The organism is Streptomyces sp. NPDC008163, from assembly GCF_042956885.1.
Lineage (GTDB): Bacteria > Actinomycetota > Actinomycetes > Streptomycetales > Streptomycetaceae > Streptomyces > Streptomyces drozdowiczii_A.
On sequence record NZ_JBIBHG010000001.1, the window covers coordinates 451,740 to 468,213 of the forward strand.

The 16,474-nt window shown below is 72.0% G+C and carries 16 protein-coding genes; 6 read left to right on the forward strand and 10 right to left on the reverse strand.

The window, feature by feature from the left end; translation table 11 throughout:
- Positions 1-54: 54 nt before the first annotated feature.
- Positions 55-801, forward strand: a complete 747-nt coding sequence (locus tag ACFZAT_RS02230; RefSeq protein WP_073964294.1) for a SigE family RNA polymerase sigma factor — start codon at positions 55-57, stop codon at positions 799-801.
- A 223-nt stretch (positions 802-1,024) separates the two neighbouring features.
- Here ACFZAT_RS02230 and ACFZAT_RS02235 read toward each other — a convergent pair whose 3' ends face one another.
- Positions 1,025-1,618: a uridine kinase gene (locus tag ACFZAT_RS02235; RefSeq protein WP_391260191.1), complete on the reverse strand. Its 594-nt coding sequence runs from the start codon at positions 1,616-1,618 to the stop codon at positions 1,025-1,027.
- A 177-nt stretch (positions 1,619-1,795) separates the two neighbouring features.
- Here ACFZAT_RS02235 and ACFZAT_RS02240 point away from each other — a divergent pair, with 177 nt between their 5' ends.
- The gene (locus tag ACFZAT_RS02240) at positions 1,796-2,212 is read left to right on the forward strand and encodes a hypothetical protein (RefSeq protein ID WP_391258788.1); all 417 of its coding nucleotides are present in this window, start codon (positions 1,796-1,798) and stop codon (positions 2,210-2,212) included.
- A 70-nt stretch (positions 2,213-2,282) separates the two neighbouring features.
- On the opposite strand, the gene ACFZAT_RS02245 is transcribed toward ACFZAT_RS02240, so the two are convergent.
- The 3 genes from ACFZAT_RS02245 to deoC are packed head-to-tail and all read right to left on the reverse strand — an operon-like array spanning position 2,283 to position 5,558.
- Positions 2,283-3,176, reverse strand: coding sequence for an aldehyde dehydrogenase family protein (locus ACFZAT_RS02245; RefSeq protein WP_391258791.1), 894 nt, complete (start codon positions 3,174-3,176; stop codon positions 2,283-2,285).
- The gene (locus tag ACFZAT_RS02250) at positions 3,166-4,605 is read right to left on the reverse strand and encodes an aldehyde dehydrogenase family protein (protein ID WP_391258793.1); all 1,440 of its coding nucleotides are present in this window, start codon (positions 4,603-4,605) and stop codon (positions 3,166-3,168) included. Before ACFZAT_RS02250 ends, ACFZAT_RS02245 begins: the two co-directional genes overlap by 11 nt.
- Before the next feature lie 5 nt (positions 4,606-4,610).
- Positions 4,611-5,558 carry a deoxyribose-phosphate aldolase gene (gene deoC, locus ACFZAT_RS02255; protein WP_391260194.1) on the reverse strand — a complete coding sequence of 316 codons (948 nt, stop codon included), beginning with the start codon at positions 5,556-5,558 and terminating at the stop codon, positions 4,611-4,613.
- Positions 5,559-5,693: 135 nt separating this feature from the next.
- On the opposite strand from deoC, the gene ACFZAT_RS02260 reads away from it, so the two are divergent.
- Entirely contained in the window at positions 5,694-6,332 is a 639-nt protein-coding gene (locus ACFZAT_RS02260) for a PH domain-containing protein (RefSeq protein ID WP_391258796.1), read from the forward strand.
- 83 nt (positions 6,333-6,415) lie between these two features.
- Here the strand turns inward: ACFZAT_RS02260 and ACFZAT_RS02265 are convergent, their stop codons facing one another.
- From ACFZAT_RS02265 to ACFZAT_RS02275, 3 genes are all read right to left on the reverse strand, one after another.
- On the reverse strand, positions 6,416-8,062 hold the full coding sequence (locus tag ACFZAT_RS02265) for a phospho-sugar mutase (protein WP_391258799.1): 1,647 nt from the start codon (positions 8,060-8,062) through the stop codon (positions 6,416-6,418).
- A 152-nt stretch (positions 8,063-8,214) separates the two neighbouring features.
- Complete coding sequence (locus tag ACFZAT_RS02270; RefSeq protein WP_391258802.1) at positions 8,215-9,039, reverse strand: purine-nucleoside phosphorylase; 825 nt, start codon at positions 9,037-9,039, stop codon at positions 8,215-8,217.
- Between the two features lie 105 nt (positions 9,040-9,144).
- Positions 9,145-9,582 carry a gamma-glutamylcyclotransferase gene (locus ACFZAT_RS02275; RefSeq protein ID WP_026171252.1) on the reverse strand — a complete coding sequence of 146 codons (438 nt, stop codon included), beginning with the start codon at positions 9,580-9,582 and terminating at the stop codon, positions 9,145-9,147.
- Between the two features lie 260 nt (positions 9,583-9,842).
- On the opposite strand from ACFZAT_RS02275, the gene ACFZAT_RS02280 reads away from it, so the two are divergent.
- Positions 9,843-11,282 (forward strand): NAD(P)H-quinone dehydrogenase, encoded by a 1,440-nt coding sequence (locus ACFZAT_RS02280; protein WP_391258805.1) that lies wholly within the window; start codon positions 9,843-9,845, stop codon positions 11,280-11,282.
- A gap of 129 nt (positions 11,283-11,411) precedes the next feature.
- The gene (locus tag ACFZAT_RS02285; RefSeq protein ID WP_391258807.1) at positions 11,412-12,362 is read left to right on the forward strand and encodes a DeoR family transcriptional regulator; all 951 of its coding nucleotides are present in this window, start codon (positions 11,412-11,414) and stop codon (positions 12,360-12,362) included.
- Between the two features lie 98 nt (positions 12,363-12,460).
- Here ACFZAT_RS02285 and ACFZAT_RS02290 read toward each other — a convergent pair whose 3' ends face one another.
- A complete protein-coding gene (locus tag ACFZAT_RS02290) occupies positions 12,461-13,066 on the reverse strand; it encodes a TetR family transcriptional regulator (protein ID WP_391258810.1) in 606 nt (201 codons plus the stop codon).
- A gap of 128 nt (positions 13,067-13,194) precedes the next feature.
- A complete protein-coding gene (locus tag ACFZAT_RS02295; RefSeq protein WP_391258813.1) occupies positions 13,195-14,949 on the reverse strand; it encodes a biotin carboxylase N-terminal domain-containing protein in 1,755 nt (584 codons plus the stop codon).
- A gap of 372 nt (positions 14,950-15,321) precedes the next feature.
- Here ACFZAT_RS02295 and ACFZAT_RS02300 point away from each other — a divergent pair, with 372 nt between their 5' ends.
- Positions 15,322-15,804, forward strand: coding sequence for a hypothetical protein (locus tag ACFZAT_RS02300; RefSeq protein WP_391258815.1), 483 nt, complete (start codon positions 15,322-15,324; stop codon positions 15,802-15,804).
- Between the two features lie 7 nt (positions 15,805-15,811).
- On the opposite strand, the gene ACFZAT_RS02305 is transcribed toward ACFZAT_RS02300, so the two are convergent.
- A complete protein-coding gene (locus tag ACFZAT_RS02305) occupies positions 15,812-16,420 on the reverse strand; it encodes a Maf family nucleotide pyrophosphatase (protein WP_391258818.1) in 609 nt (202 codons plus the stop codon).
- Between the last annotated feature and the right edge of the window lie 54 nt (positions 16,421-16,474).

A 16,474-nucleotide genomic window follows, 5' to 3' on the forward strand; every position in this document is an offset into this window, starting at 1 on the left:
GGCAAGCTCGTTGGCACAAGGAACGGACGGACTCCACCCGATGGGGGGCGCGAGATGAACGCAACTCACAGCATCAACGCAAGCGCAGTTGTCACGCGTCTCCACGATGTCGGGCGGAGCACCGAGAAGTCCGGCGCCGCAGTGAACGGACGGGGGTGCGTTCGTGGCGCCGGGCGTCAGCACACGTCATTCATGACGGTGGTTGACGCGGGGGGCAACGGGGGAAGCGCGTACGGGGAGGACTCGGGGGAGCGGAAGTCACCGGAGCGGTCCGGGGACGCCGAAGCGGCGTTCACGGCCTACGTCCGGGAGCGCCGCGCCTCCCTGTACGCCACCGCCTACCACTTGACCGGTGACCGGTTCGAGGCCGAGGACCTGCTCCAGAGCGCCCTCTTCTCGACGTACCGGGCCTGGGACCGCATCAGCGACAAGGCCGCTGTCGGCGGTTATCTGCGCCGCACGATGACCAATCTGCACATCAGCGCCTGGCGCAGGCGCAAGCTGAACGAATACCCGACCGAGGAGCTGCCGGAGACGGCGGGCGACACGGACGCGATGCGCGGTACGGAGCTGCGCGCCGTGCTCTGGCAGGCGCTGGCGCGCCTTCCCGAGCTGCAGCGCACGATGCTCGTCCTGCGGTACTACGAGGGTCGTACGGACCCCGAGATCGCGTCGATCCTCGACATCAGTGTCGGCACGGTGAAGTCGAGCATCTGGCGGTCGCTCCGCCGGCTGCGCGAGGACGAGGTCCTCAGCTTCGGCCGTGACGAGGAGGAGTCCTTCGGCGAGCTGGTGGCCTGAAGGCTGGGGGGAACGGGGGCGCTGCCGCGTCGGGGGATGCGGTGGTGTCGTTACGGGGGGAACGGGGGATACGGGGGTATCTCGGGGGATACGGGGAAGCCGAGGGGTCGGACGGGCCGGGGGGTCCTGTCCGACCCTTCGGCGCATTCCTGCCAAGCCCCTCCGGCCATTGAGGAGCGGGGGCGCGGGGGCGGAGCCCCCGAAACCGAAACCGGCGGAGGGCTTACCGGGTCGCCGGCAAACGGCACCGGCCCGCAGCAGCCGCCGCCAGGCGGCCCAGCGCTTCCTGCTTCGCGCAGGCGTGCGCGCCGAGCGCGACATGGCGGGCCACGATGCGGCGTTCCGTACGCATCAGGCGCCAGCCGCGACGCAGCAGGAACGGGACCGACTTGCGGCCCTCGCGCAGGTCGCGGAGGAGGCGGCGGCGGAAGGTCGTGGAGGGGCGGCCGCGCAGGCAGAGGGCGTCGGCCAGGAGGCCCAGGGACTGGCAGCGGTCGATGATGTCGGCCGCGAAGATGCCCTCGGCCACGAAGAGCGGGGTGCGCCCGATGTGCTGGACCTCGTGCCCGGTGCGGGAGCTGGTGGAGATGTCGTACACCGGGACGTCGGTGCGGCCGGTCCGGCAGAGCTCCGTGATCGCGGTGACGGCCGCGTCGGCGTCCCAGGAGTCCGGGGAGTCCCAGTCGATGTCCGTACTGCCGACGACGAGCGGCAGCGTGGGGTCGTCGGCTTCCTTGTAGAAGTCGTCGAGCCGCAGCACCGGGAGGCCGGTGCGGGCGGCGAGGGACGACTTGCCGGAGCCGGAGGGGCCCGTCAGGAGGACGACGCGGGTCGAAAGCGCTTGGGAACTCACGGGACACCAGTGTGAGGCATTGACCCGAACAAGGGACCCCCCGGAGGTCCTGTTGGTATCCCTCATCACACCTCAACTACTCTTTGCGTTCGGTCGATTACCCGGCCGATGGTCCGATCGTCCCGATCAGGTGGGAAATCCATGGCACGTCACGCACTTTCCAAGTCCCGGCGCCGCACCCTGCTGCGCGCAGGGCTGACCGTCACGGCGGTCGGCGCCGCGCTCGGCGCGGGGGGTGCGGCGGCGCAGGCCGCCCCGCTGCCCGTGGTTCAGGAGACCGGGGCCGACGTCGGCCTCGCGGAGGCCACCGAGGCGGCCGGCGGCGCGGTCACCGGGGCGCTCGGGCAGTCGCTGGAGCACAGCGTCGCGCCCGTCACCCACCTGCGGCTCGACCCGCTGGCCGGTACCGGGACGGACCCGCTGAACAACGCGGTGGGCACCCAGGTCGCCGACTTCAAGCCGCTCTCCACCGCGCTGGTCACCGACCCGCTGACGAGCGGCGGCGCCATCAAGGACCTGCCCGTCGTGGGCCCGGTCGTGGAGGGCCTGCGCGGCTGATTCTCCGCGGGCAGCGGGACGGCCCGTTTCCCGGAAGCGTCTCCGGGAAACGGGCCGTCGCCGTGTGCGGTCAGTACGAGGAGCCCGACGCGCCCAGCGCGCCCGTCGGGTGCCAGACCGTCTTGGTCTCCAGGAACGCCGTCAGGCGGTGCGTTCCGGGGTCGGCCGTCCAGTCGCCGTCCACACCCTGTGGACGCGAGACGCGCTTCAGGTTGTCGGCCGCCGCGATCTCCAGCTCCTTCGCCAGCTCCGCGTCCGCCCCCGTCAGGTCGATGCCGTTCACGTCCTGGTGGGCGGCGAGCGGCGCGGCGATCTCCGCGGTCTTCCCCGACAGGACGTTGACCACACCGCCCGGCAGGTCCGAGGTGGCCAGCACCTCGCCCAGCGACAGGGCGGGCAGCGGGGACTTCGCGGAGGCGGCCACGACCACGGTGTTGCCGGCCGCGATCACCGGAGCGATCACCGAGACCAGGCCCAGGAACGAGGACTCCTGCGGTGCCAGGACCGTGACCACACCGGTCGGTTCGGGCGTCGACAGGTTGAAGAACGGGCCCGCGACCGGGTTCGCGCCGCCCACGATCTGGGCGATCTTGTCCGTCCAGCCCGCGTACCAGACCCAGCGGTCCACCGCCGCGTCCACGACAGCCGCCGCCTTCGACTTCGACAGGCCCTCCGCCTCGGCCACCTCGCGCACGAACTGCTCGCGGCGGCCCTCCAGCATCTCCGCGACGCGGTAGAGGATCTGGCCGCGGTTGTACGCCGTCGCGCCGGACCAGCCGCCGAACGCCTTGCGGGCGGCCACGACCGCGTCGCGCGCGTCCTTGCGGGAGGACTGGGGCGCGTTCGCCAGCCACTTGCCCTTCGAGTCCGTCACCTCGTACACCCGGCCGCTCTCGGAGCGGGGGAACTTGCCCCCGACGTACAGCTTGTAGGTCTTGAAGACGCTCAGACGGTTATCGGACATCGAGGTACGCCTCCAGGCCGTGACGGCCGCCTTCGCGGCCGAAGCCCGACTCCTTGTAACCGCCGAACGGCGAGGTCGGGTCGAACTTGTTGAACGTGTTGGCCCAGACGACGCCCGCCCGGAGCTTGTTCGCGACCGCGAGGATGCGCGAGCCCTTCTCCGTCCAGATGCCCGCCGACAGGCCGTACTGGCTGTTGTTCGCCTTGGCGACCGCCTCGTCCGGCGTACGGAACGACAGCACCGAGAGCACCGGGCCGAAGATCTCGTCGCGGGCGATGGTGTGCGCCTGGGTGACGTTGGTGAAGAGCGTCGGGGCGAACCAGTAGCCGGCCGAGGGCAGTTCGCACGGGGCGCTCCAGCGCTCCGCGCCCTCCGCCTCGCCGGTCTCCGTGAGCGCGGTGATCCGGGCCAGCTGCTCCGCGGAGTTGATCGCGCCGATGTCCGTGTTCTTGTCCAGCGGGTCGCCGAGGCGCAGCGTGGACAGGCGGCGCTTCAGGGCGTCCAGCAGCTCGTCCTGGACCGACTCCTGCACCAGGAGGCGGGAGCCCGCGCAGCAGACCTGGCCCTGGTTGAAGAAGATGCCGGTGACGATGCCCTCGACGGCCTGGTCGATCGGGGCGTCGTCGAAGACGATGTTGGCGCCCTTGCCGCCCAGCTCCAGCGTGACCTTCTTGTCCGTCCCCGCGACGCTCCGGGCGATGGCCTTGCCGACGGCGGTCGAACCGGTGAAGGCGACCTTGTTCACGTCCGCGTGCTCCACGAGCGCCTGGCCGGCGTCGCCGTACCCCGTCAGGATGTTGACGACACCCTTGGGCAGGCCCGCCTGGCGGCAGATGTCCGCGAAGAACAGCGCCGACAGGGGCGTCGTCTCGGCGGGCTTCAGGACCACCGTGTTGCCCGTGGCGAGCGCCGGAGCGATCTTCCACGCGAGCATCAGCAGCGGGAAGTTCCACGGGATGACCTGGCCGGCCACGCCGAGCGGACGCGGGTCCGGGCCGTAGCCCGCGTGGTCCAGCTTGTCGGCCCAGCCCGCGTAGTAGAAGAAGTGCGCGGCGACCAGCGGGAGGTCCGCGTCGCGGGTCTCCTTGATCGGCTTGCCGTTGTCCAGGGTCTCCAGGACGGCCAGCTCGCGGGAGCGCTCCTGGATGATCCGGGCGATCCGGAACAGGTACTTGGCGCGCTCGGAGCCGGGCAGCGCCGACCACTTCTCGAACGCGCGGCGGGCGGCCTTCACGGCCCGGTCCACGTCGTCGGCGCCGGCCCGCGCGACCTCGGACAGCACCTCCTCGGAGGACGGGCTGACCGTCTTGAAGACCTTGCCGTCGGCCGCGTCGGTGAACTCACCGTCGATGAACAGGCCGTACGAGGGGGCGATGTCGACGACGGAGCGGGACTCCGGTGCCGGTGCGTACTCGAATGCGGATGCCATGGGTATCAGTCCACCGTCACGTAATCGGGGCCGGAGTAACGGCCGGTGCTGAGCTTCTGGCGCTGCATCAGCAGGTCGTTCAGCAGGCTGGAGGCGCCGAAGCGGAACCAGTGGTTGTCCAGCCAGTCCTCGCCCGCCGTCTCGTTGACCAGCACGAGGAACTTCACCGCGTCCTTCGAGGTGCGGATGCCGCCGGCCGGCTTCACGCCGATCTGGACGCCGGTCTGCGCGCGGAAGTCGCGCACCGCCTCCAGCATCAGCAGGGTGTTCGCGGGCGTGGCGTTCGTCGCCACCTTGCCGGTCGAGGTCTTGATGAAGTCCGCGCCGGCCAGCATCCCGAGCCAGGAGGCCCGCCGGATGTTGTCGTACGTGGACAGCTCGCCGGTCTCGAAGATCACCTTGAGCCGGGCGGAGCCGCACTCCGCCTTCACGGCGACGATCTCCTCGTACACCTTCAGATAGCGGCCGGCCAGGAACGCGCCCCGGTCGATCACCATGTCGATCTCGTCGGCCCCGGCGGCCACGGCGTCCCGGACGTCCGCGAGCTTCACGTCGAGCGCGGCGCGTCCGGCGGGGAAGGCCGTCGCCACGGACGCCACCTTCACGCCGGAGCCGGCCAGGACGGCGGCCGCGGTGGCCGCCATGTCGGGGTAGACGCAGACCGCGGCGGTGCGCGGGGTCGTGCGGTCGGTGGGATCGGGGTGGACGGCCTTGGCGGCGAGGGCCCGGACCTTGCCGGGGGTGTCCGCGCCTTCGAGCGTCGTCAGGTCGATCATCGAGATGGCGAGGTCGATGGCGTACGCCTTGGCCGTCGTCTTGATCGACCTGGTTCCGAGGGCTGCGGCGCGCGCTTCGAGTCCGACCGGGTCGACGCCGGGCAGCCCGTGCAGGAAGCGGCGCAGCGCACTGTCGGACGCCGTCGCGTCGGCGAATGCGGGGAGGGTGGTGGGCATGGTCACCACATGAGCATATCTACGCGCGTAGCGACCTGTACAGGGACCCAGGTCACCGGAGGTTCCCGCACCGGGCCTCCGCCGCGGGCCAAGCCGCCGCCGCGCCCCCTCGCCGCGTCAGGCACAATCGGGCTCATGACGAGCCCCACGCCTGCCGACGAGCCCACCTACGCCGACCGGACCTTCCGGTCGCCCGCCGGGCTGGCCGGCGGCGTCCTGCTCCTCGTGCTCGTCTGCGGGATCGGCGGCGACGCCCTGATCCGGGGCGACGGCCGGGTGCCGTGGATGGCGCTCGCCGGAATGCTGACCGCCGTGCCGGTGGTCGTCGCCTTCACGCTGCGCCCGGTGGTCGCCGCGAACGACGCGCGCATCCGCATCCGCAACCCCTTCCGCACGATCACGCTGCCGTGGAGCGACGTGGCCGACGTACGGGCCGGGTATTCGAGCGAGCTCTTCACGAACGAGGGCAAGAAGTTCCAGCTCTGGGCCGTCCCCGTGTCGCTGCGGCAGCGCAAGAAGGCGGCCCGCCAGCAGTCCCGGCAGGCGGTGGACGACCCGTACCGGCGTACGTCCACGATCGCCGACGTACGCAACACCAAGGCCCGCACCGCGGCCGCCGACCAGACCGTCGCGGACCTGCGCGAGCTGTCCGAGCGGGCCGGGGACAAGCCCGCGCCCGGCGCCCCCACCGCCTCGGTGCGCTGGGCGTACGAGGTCATCGCACCGGCCCTCGTCGGCGCGGTGCTGCTCGTGGTCCTCGGCGCGACCGGCTGACGCCCCGGACGCTCGCGGCCGGCCCTGCGCCGCGCCCGGCGGGCTGAGCGGAAGGCGGCCGGGCCGGGCCAGGCCGCCCCGGCTCAGATGCCCGCCGCTGCGGCCAGGTCGCGCTTGATGCCGGTCAGCAGCTCCGTGGCGCGGGCGCGGGCGGTGGGCAGCGCGTCGGCGGAGCCCACCGGCACGACGACCTCCAGATAGCACTTCAGCTTCGGCTCGGTGCCGCTCGGGCGGACGATCACCCGGGCGCCGTCGAGCGTGTAGCGCAGCCCGTCGGTCGGCGGCAGCCGGTCCGTGCCCCGCGACAGGTCCTCGGCCGAGGCCACGGGCAGCCCCGCCAGGGCGGCCGGCGGCTGCTCGCGCAGGCGGCGCATCGCGTCCGCGATGACCGACAGGTCCTCGACCCGCACCGACAGCTGGTCGGTGGCGTGCAGCCCGTGTTCGAGCGCGAGGTCGTCCAGCAGATCGAGGAGCGTGCGGCCCTGCTCCTTCAGTACGGAGGCGAGTTCGGCCACGAGCAGCGCGGCCGTGATGCCGTCCTTGTCGCGGACGCCCTCCGGGTCCACGCAGTAGCCGAGCGCCTCCTCGTACCCGTAACGCAGCCCCTCGACGCGGGCGATCCACTTGAAGCCCGTCAGGGTCTCCTCGTAGCCCAGGCCCGCCTTCTCGGCGATCCGGCCCAGCAGCGAGGACGAGACGATCGACTCCGCGAACACGCCGGTCGCGCCCCGGCGCACCAGGTGCGCGGCGAGCAGCGCACCGGTCTCGTCGCCCCGCAGCATCCGCCAGCCGCCGTCCGCCGCCGGGTCCGGCACGGCGACGGCGCAGCGGTCCGCGTCCGGGTCGTTCGCGATGACGAGATCCGGTTTCGCGCGGCGCGCGGCGGTGAACGCGAGGTCCATCGCGCCGGGCTCCTCCGGATTGGGGAAGGCCACGGTGGGGAACGCGGGGTCCGGCTCGGCCTGCTCCGCGACGAGCACCGGGGCCGGGAAGCCGGCCCGGTCGAAGGCGGCGGTGAGCACCGAGGTGCCGACGCCGTGCATCGCGGTGTAGACGGTGCGGGCGGTGCGGGGCGACCCCGCGTCGAGTACGGCGTCCGTGCGCGTCAGGTACGCGTCCAGGACCTCGTCGCCCAGGGTCTCCCAGCCGGTCTCCGGGCGGTCCACGCCGGCCAGCGGGCCGACCGCCGCGATGGCCGCGGCGATCTCGCCGTCCGCCGGCGGCACGATCTGCGAGCCGTCGCCGAGGTACACCTTGTAGCCGTTGTCGCGGGGCGGGTTGTGGCTGGCGGTCACCTCGACGCCGGCGACGGCACCCAGGTGCCGTATGGCGTACGCGAGCACGGGGGTGGGCAGCGGGCGGGGCAGGACCGCCGCGCGGAGGCCGGCGCCGGTCATCACGGCGGCGGTGTCCCGTGCGAAGTCGGCGGACTTGTAGCGGGCGTCGTAGCCGATGACGACGAGACCGCCGGTCCGCCCCTGGTCCTTGAGGTACGCGGCGAGGCCGGCTGCGGCACGGATGACCACGGAGCGGTTCATGCGCATCGGGCCCGCGCCGAGCTCCCCGCGCAGGCCGGCGGTGCCGAACTGGAGGGTGCCCGCGAAGCGGGTGGTGAGCTCTGCGGTGTCCTCGGCCGCGATGAGCTTGGCGAGCTCTTCGCGGGTGTCGGGGTCGGGGTCCTCGTCCAGCCAGGCGCTGGCGCGGGCGAGGAGGTCCGGGGGTGTCGTCACGGGGTGCCTTTCGGGGGTGGGCGAGTGGGTGGGCGTGTGCGGGTGGGGGCGCCTGCGGCGGGCCTTGTCCCCGACCCGTCCCCAAGCTCTCGGCTTCGTTCGAGCAGGGGAGACCCGACTCTTCCCGAAACCGGGGTGCCCCCAGGACAACCTCAGATCCGGTCCAGCACCCGCGCCAGCAGGGACCCCATCCGCGTCGCGGAATCCCGCCCCGCCTGAAGGACCTCCTCATGGTTCAGCGGCTCCCCGCTCAACCCCGCCGCCAGGTTCGTCACCAGGGACAGGCCCAGGACCTCGGCCCCCGCCTCCCGGGCGGCAATCGCTTCCAGGACCGTGGACATGCCGACCAGGTCGCCGCCCATCACGCGGACCATGCCGATCTCGGCCGGAGTCTCGTAGTGCGGGCCGGGGAACTGCACGTACACGCCCTCTTCGAGCGTCTCGTCCACCTCCTTGCACAGCGCGCGCAGGCGCGGCGAGTACAGGTCGGTGAGGTCCACGAAGTTCGCGCCGATGATCGGCGAGGCAGCCGTGAGGTTGATGTGGTCGCTGATCAGGACCGGCTGCCCGGGACGCATGCCCTCCCGCAGGCCGCCGCAGCCGTTCGTCAGGATCACCGTCCGGCACCCCGCGGCGACCGCCGTACGGACCCCGTGCGCGACGGCGGCGACTCCGCGGCCCTCGTAGTAGTGCGTGCGGCCGAGGAACACCAGGGCCCGCTTGTCGCCGATCACGTGCGAGCGGATCGTGCCGCCGTGGCCCTCGACGGCGGGCGCCGGGAAGCCGGGCAGGGCCGTCACCGGGAACTCGGCCGCCGGAACGCCGAGCGCGGCAGCGGCTGGCGCCCAGCCGGAGCCCATCACGAGGGCGACGTCGTGGGTCTCGGCACCGGTCAGCTCGCGCAGGCGGGCGGCGGCGTCGGCGGCGGCGGCGTGCGGGTCGCCCTGGATGTGGTCCGGAATAAGTGATGCGTTCACGCGGACGAGCGTAACCGCTGAATCCCTACGCGCGTAGATGCCCCTGCACAGAGTCTTGCGGGAATCGTTCGTGTGTTCCGACAATCGGGACGGCGGCCCGCCCCCTCAGCAGGGGCGCTTGCGCAGCTCCATCACGTAGTCGTGCGGCGCGCCCGCCGATTCGGCCGCGTCCGCGATCTCGCCCAGATAGCGGGCGGACGGCAGGCCGCCCTCGTAACCGTTCAGCACATAGATCCAGGCCGGCTCCTCGCCGTCCAGGGTGTGCACCCGGATCCGCATGCGCCGGTAGATGTCGAGGCCGACGCCCTCCCAGCGGTCCATGGAGTCCTCGTCCATGGGGGCCAGGTCGTACAGGGCGACGAAGACCTGCGAGCGGGGCGCCTCCACCACGGTGGCCAGCGCGCCTTCCCAGCCCATCTGCTCCCCGCCGAAGGTCAGCCGCCAGCCGTTCAGCCAGCCGGTCCCGCGCAGCGGTGAGTGCGGGGCGCGGCGCGTCATCAGCCGCGCGTCGAGGTTGCCGGCGTACGCGGCGTAGAGCGACATGGGATCGAGGGTACGGGAGGTGGCGGCGGGCATGCCGGTTCCTGTGAGGAACGCCCCCCGAGGGGAGGCGCGAACGGGGCGGCCGGGCCCGCCGGGTCCGTGCGCCGTGCGCCCCGGCGCACGTATGGAGGGCCCCGGGGAGAAGCACCTTGGCGCGTGCGGGACAATGAAGTACGTACTGCATTCCCCCGGGGCGATCCCCCGGACCCCGGCCGGGACAGCAGACGGCCGTGGGACGAGAAACGCGAGGCGGACTTTTCGTGACCCGGATCGTGATCATCGGCGGCGGACCCGGCGGGTACGAGGCGGCACTGGTGGGCGCCCAGCTCGGCGCGGAGGTGACCGTCGTCGACTGTGACGGCCTCGGCGGCGCGTCCGTCCTCACCGACTGCGTGCCCTCGAAGACCCTGATCGCGACGGCCGAGGTGATGACCACCTTCGACTCCTCGTACGAGGAGCTGGGCATCATCGTCGCGGACGACACCCCGCACATAGAGCAGGCCGCGCGTGTGGTCGGCGTCGATCTGGGGAAGGTCAACCGCCGCGTCAAGCGCCTGGCGCTCGCCCAGTCCCACGACATCACCGCCTCCGTCACCCGCGCCGGCGCCCGCGTCATGCGCGGCCGCGGCCGTCTGGAGGGCCTCCAGGCCGCCGACGGCTCCCGCCAGGTCGTCGTCAGGGCCGCCGACGGTACGGAGGAGACGCTCACCGCGGACGCCGTGCTGATCGCGACCGGCGGGCACCCCCGGGAGATCCCGGACGCGCAGCCGGACGGCGAGCGCATCCTGAACTGGACCCAGGTCTACGACCTCGACGAGCTGCCGCAGGAGCTCATCGTCGTCGGTTCCGGCGTGACCGGCGCCGAGTTCGCCGGCGCCTACCAGGCCCTCGGCTCGCGCGTCACCCTCGTCTCGTCCCGCGACCGGGTGCTGCCCGGCGAGGACCCCGACGCGGCGGCCGTCCTGGAGGACGTGTTCCGGCGGCGCGGCATGAACGTCATGGCCCGCTCCCGCGCCCAGTCCGCCAAGCGCGTCGGCGACCGGGTCGAGGTGACCCTCGCCGACGGCCGGGTCATCTCCGGCACGCACTGCCTGATGGCCGTCGGCGCCATCCCGAACACCGCGGGCATGGGCCTGGAGGAGGCCGGAGTCCGGCTCAAGGACTCCGGGCACATCTGGACCGACAAGGTCTCCCGTACCAGCGCGCCCGGCGTCTACGCGGCCGGTGACGTCACCGGCATCTTCGCGCTCGCCTCCGTCGCCGCCATGCAGGGCCGCATCGCGATGTACCACTTCCTGGGCGACGCGGTGGCCCCGCTGGACCTCAAGACGGTGTCCTCCAACGTTTTCACCGACCCGGAGATCGCCACCGTCGGTTACACCCAGGCGGACGTCGACGCGGGCAGGATCGAGGCGCTGGTCGTCAAGCTGCCGCTGCTGCGCAACCCGCGCGCGAAGATGCAGGGCATCCGGGACGGTTTCGTGAAGATCTTCTGCCGCCCCGGCACCGGCATCGTGGTCGGCGGCTGTGTCGTCGCCCCCCGGGCGAGCGAGCTGATCCACCCGATCTCGATCGCGGTCGACAACAATCTGACGGTCGACCAGATCGCAAACACCTTCACTGTGTACCCGTCCCTGTCGGGATCGATCGCCGAAGTGGCCCGCCAGTTGCACAGCCGTAAGCGCACGGGCGGGGCGTGACCGCCGTTCGGTCAGGAGAGGACAACAAGGCGGTCTCCTATATCACTTGGTGACCGCCTGTATGTACAACTTCTGCTAATCGGCGCAAACTGCTGAAAAGTCTCGCGCGGTCACGTTACTGTCAGTTTCGTGTTCGCTGCAGAACGTCGTCAGTTGATCCTCGAAATGGTGCGCGCCAACGGGGCGGTATCGCTCCGTGAGCTCGCCCGCGTCGTCCAGACCTCCGAAGTGACCGTACGGCGGGACGTGCGGGCACTGGAGGCAGAAGGACTCCTCGACCGCCGGCATGGCGGTGCGGTATTGCCGGGCGGTTTTACGCGGGAGTCCGGCTTTCCGCAGAAATCCCATCTCGCGACCGCGGAGAAGACGGCCATCGCCGAGATGGCCGCCGGCCTCGTCGAAGAGGGCGAGGCCATCGTCGTCGGTGCCGGTACGACCACGCAGGAGCTGGCCCGCCGGCTCGCGCGCGTCCCCGGCCTGACCGTCGTCACCAACTCGCTGCTCGTCGCCCAGGCGCTGGCCCATGCCAACCGGGTGGAGGTGGTGATGACCGGGGGCACCCTCCGCGGCTCCAACTACGCCCTCGTGGGCAGCGGGGCCGAGCAGTCCCTCCAGGGGCTGCGGGTCTCCCGGGCGTTCCTGTCCGGGAGCGGGCTCACCGCCGAGCGCGGGCTCTCCACGTCCAACATGCTCTCCGCGAGCGTGGACCGGGCGCTGGTGCAGGCCGCGGCGGAGGTGGTGGTCCTCGCGGATCACACGAAGCTCGGTTCCGACACGATGTTCCAGACCGTGCCGACGGATCTCATCACCCATCTGGTGACGGACGAGCCCGCCGCGCATGACGACCGGTCGGCGGCGGAGTTGCAGGCGCTGGCGGATCAGGGCGTACGGATCGCTGTCGCGGGGGGCGGGGCGGCCTCGGCGGCAGCGGATCCGGGGGCGGCGGGCGGACGGCCCGCCAGGCGCGAGATGCCGTTGCCCGGGCAGCGGCGTACGCAGGGGCAGGGGCTGCGGGCGCTCGGTGACGCGGGGGCCGGTGAGCGGGACCGGGCGCGGGTGGCGGACCTGCGGCGGCGGTAGGTCGGGGGCGCTGCCCCGGGACCCCCGCTCCTCAATCGCCGGAGGGGCTTGACGTGCCGCCGGTGGCGCTTGAAGTGCTGCCGCTGGAGCCTGCCTTGTCAGCTGGAGCGTGATGTGTCAGGGGTGGGGCCCAGTCCCCTCAGCGTCAGTGCCAGCAAGCGTGTTGCCAGTTCCGGGTCGTCCGGGGATTGTTCCGCTGCCAGGGCGATGGCGTTCGTCAGTTGCATCAGGTCGTCTATCGAGACGTCGTGCCTCACCGTGCCCGCCGACTGGGCGCGGGTCAGGAGGGTGGAACCCGCCTCGCGCAGCGGGGTGTTGCAGCGGGCCAGGGCCGAACTCTCGTCGCGGCAGGTCGACATGAGGGCCTGGGCCAGGCCGCGGTACTCGCCCGCGTGGGTGACGATCGCGCCCAGCCACTCCACCAGCGCCGCGCACGGCCGCTCCGAGCCCGCCAGTTCGCGGGAGCGGGTGATCAGGGCGGTCACCGCCTCCTGGAAGACCGCGCTCATCAGCGCGTGCCGGGTCGGGAAGTGGCGGTACAGCGTGCCGATGCCCACTCCCGCGCGCCGCGCGATGTCCTCCAGGGACGCGTCGGTGCCGTGTTCCGCGAAGGCGGTACGGGCCTCCGCCAGCAGTCGGCCGTAATTGCGGCGCGCGTCGGCACGCATGGGCCGGGCCGGCGTCCCTGCCGTACTCATCGCCATGGTGCGGTCCCTCCTGTCTCCCCGGTCTCCAGGATGCCATCGCGCGGGCCGCCCCCGTCCTCCGAATGCGCCGGTGCCCCGGTCACGTCCGACGACGTGACCGGGGCACCGGCGGGGAAGACGCGGGGTCAGTCCTTGATCTCGCAGATGACGGCGCCCGAGGAGATCGAGCTGCCGACCTCGGCGGCCAGGCCCTTGATCGTGCCGGAGCGGTGCGCGTTCAGCGGCTGCTCCATCTTCATGGCCTCCAGGACGACGATCAGGTCGCCCTCCTTGACCTCCTGGCCCTCCTCCACGGCGATCTTCACGATCGTGCCCTGCATCGGGGAGGCGAGGGTGTCGCCGGAGACGGCCGAGCCGGACTTCTTGGCCGCGCGGCGCTTGGGCTTGGCGCCCGCCGCGAGACCGGTACGGGCCAGGCTCATGCCGAGCGAGGAGGGCAGCGAGACCTCCAGGCGCTTGCCGCCGACCTCGACGACCACCGTCTCGCGGCCGGACTCGTCGTCCGCCTCGGCCTCGGCCGGCGCGGCGAACGGCTTGATCTCGTTGACGAACTCCGTCTCGATCCAGCGGGTGTGGACGCGGAACGGGTCCGCGGTGAACGCCGGGTCCGTCACCACCGCGCGGTGGAACGGGATGGCGGTCGCCATGCCCTCGACGTTGAACTCCGCCAGGGCGCGCGCCGCACGCTGGAGCGCCTGCTCACGCGTCGCGCCGGTCACGATGAGCTTGGCGAGCAGCGAGTCCCAGGCGGGGCCGATGACCGAGCCGGACTCCACACCCGCGTCCAGGCGGACGCCCGGACCGCTCGGCGCCTCGAACTTCGTCACCGTGCCGGGCGCCGGGAGGAAGCCGCGGCCCGGGTCCTCGCCGTTGATACGGAACTCGAAGGAGTGACCGCGCGAGGCGGGGTCGTCGTAACCCAGCTCCTCGCCGTCGGCGATCCGGAACATCTCGCGGACCAGGTCGATGCCGGAGACCTCCTCGGTCACCGGGTGCTCCACCTGCAGGCGCGTGTTGACCTCCAGGAAGGAGATCGTGCCGTCCATGCCGACCAGGAACTCGACCGTGCCGGCGCCGACGTAGCCGGCCTCCTTCAGGATCGCCTTGGACGCCGCGTACAGCTCCGCGTTCTGCGCATCCGACAGGAAGGGGGCCGGGGCCTCCTCCACGAGCTTCTGGTGGCGGCGCTGGAGCGAGCAGTCACGCGTCGAGACGACGACCACGTTGCCGTGGGTGTCGGCCAGGCACTGGGTCTCCACGTGCCGCGGCTTGTCGAGGTAGCGCTCCACGAAGCACTCCCCGCGCCCGAACGCGGCGACGGCCTCGCGGACGGCGGAGTCGTACAGCTCCGGGATCTCCTCCAGCGTGCGCGCGACCTTCAGACCGCGGCCGCCGCCGCCGAACGCCGCCTTGATCGCGATCGGCAGGCCGTGTTCCTCGGCGAAGGCGACGACCTCCGCCGAACCCGAGACCGGGTCCGGGGTGCCCGCGACGAGCGGGGCGCCGGCGCGCTGCGCGATGTGACGGGCGGCGACCTTGTCACCGAGGTCCCGGATCGCGTGCGGCGGCGGGCCGATCCACGTCAGGCCGGCGTCCAGCACGGCCTGGGCGAACTCGGCGTTCTCCGAGAGGAAGCCGTAACCCGGGTGGATCGCGTCCGCCCCGGAGTCCTTGGCAGCCTGGAGCACCTTGGCGATGTCCAGGTAACTGGCCGCCGGGGTGTCACCGCCCAGAGCGAATGCCTCGTCGGCCGCACGGACGTGCAGAGCGTCACGGTCCGGATCGGCGTAGACGGCCACGCTGCCGATACCCGCGTCCCGGCAGGCCCGGGCAACACGGACAGCGATTTCGCCACGGTTGGCGATGAGCACCTTGCGCACGATGGCTCCCTCCTTGAAACAAGCTGAGTTTAGGGACTACCGACACGGTCCTACGACCCGTCCCCAATGGTGAGCTTGCCCACACGGAGTGTGATTCGAGGTGTGCTCGAGTCGCGAAATCCCTTGTGCCACCACGGTACGCCGGGTTCTGAAACCGCACAGTAGCGACCAGGTGTGGCCCAGGTCTCTATCGCCACGAGCAGCGACTTACCGTGATTCTTTGTGGAGTTCCCACTAAGGGGTGGGCAATTCTTTGCCCGACCCACGAAAGCCCCGAGAAGCAGGGGTGCGTCCGGGTTGCGCAGGGCTCTTGTCGTGGCCATTACCCGTTAGTAGGGTCCGCGCTATTGCACGTACTGCTGGTAACAGGGGGTGAGCGTCGTGGTTCGCAGGCTGGTGGCCTTTCTGGCCGCGCTCGTGCTGGCCGTGGAGGCCGTGGGCATCGTGATCATCAACGTGGTCCTGGGCACGGTCGTGAAGAACCAGGACATGTCCCTCGCCGGTACGGACCCCGAGGCGATGTCCCAGGGCACCTGGGTGCTCGGCGGGGTCTCCGGGGTCTTCCTGCTGCTGTGCGCCGTGCTGCTCGTGGTGGCGGGAATCCGCGACCGGGGCCCGGGGCGTGCGGGCCGGATCGTGCTCATCTGCTGCGCGGTCGTCCACGGCGTGCTCGGCGCGCTGACGGTGGGACTCGTCGGCTGGGCGGCGTTCGCCTGGATGATGGTGACGCTCGCCCTGATCGTGCTCGTCCTGGTGGCGTACGGCCCCGGGCCGGCCGCCCGGTCCGAGAAGGCGGGCACCGAACCGGCCGGGGCGGAACCGGCCGGGGCCGAGCCGGAGCCCGGGCCGGCCTGATTCCCGCTCAGGCCCAGAGGTCGGTGACCTGGATGCCCAGTTCGGCCAGCAGGCGGCGCAGCAGCGGGAGCGAGAGCCCGATGACGTTGCCCGGGTCGCCCTCGATGGAGTCCACGAACGGCGCGGAGCGGCCGTCCAGGGTGAAGGCCCCGGCCACGTGCAGCGGTTCGCCGGAGGCGACGTAGGCGGCGATCTCGGCGTCCGTCGGTTCGCCGAAGTGCACGGTCGTGGACGCCGTCCGCGAGACCGTGCGGCCGGTCGTGGTGTCCGTCAGGCTGTGCCCGGTCCGCAGCACGCCGGTGCGCCCGCGCATCGACTTCCAGCGCGCGGTGGCCTCCTCGGCGTCGGCCGGCTTGCCCAGCGCCCGGCCGTCGAGCTCCAGGACCGAGTCGCAGCCGATGACCAGGGCGCCGGCGGCCTCGGGGAGCGCGGCGACGACGGCCGCCTTGGCCTCGGCGAGGACGAGGGCGAGTTCTGCGGGGGTGTCGGCGGTGAGGGCGTCCTCGTCGACGCCGCTGACGATCACCTCCGGGGCGAGGCCGGCTTGGCGGAGCAGGCCGAGGCGGGCCGGGGAGGCGGAGGCGAGTACGAGGCGCTGGGCGGTCATGACCGCCATCGTACGGACGTGGGGTGCGCGCGGGTTCGCTGCGGGGGCGCTGCCCCCGGGCCT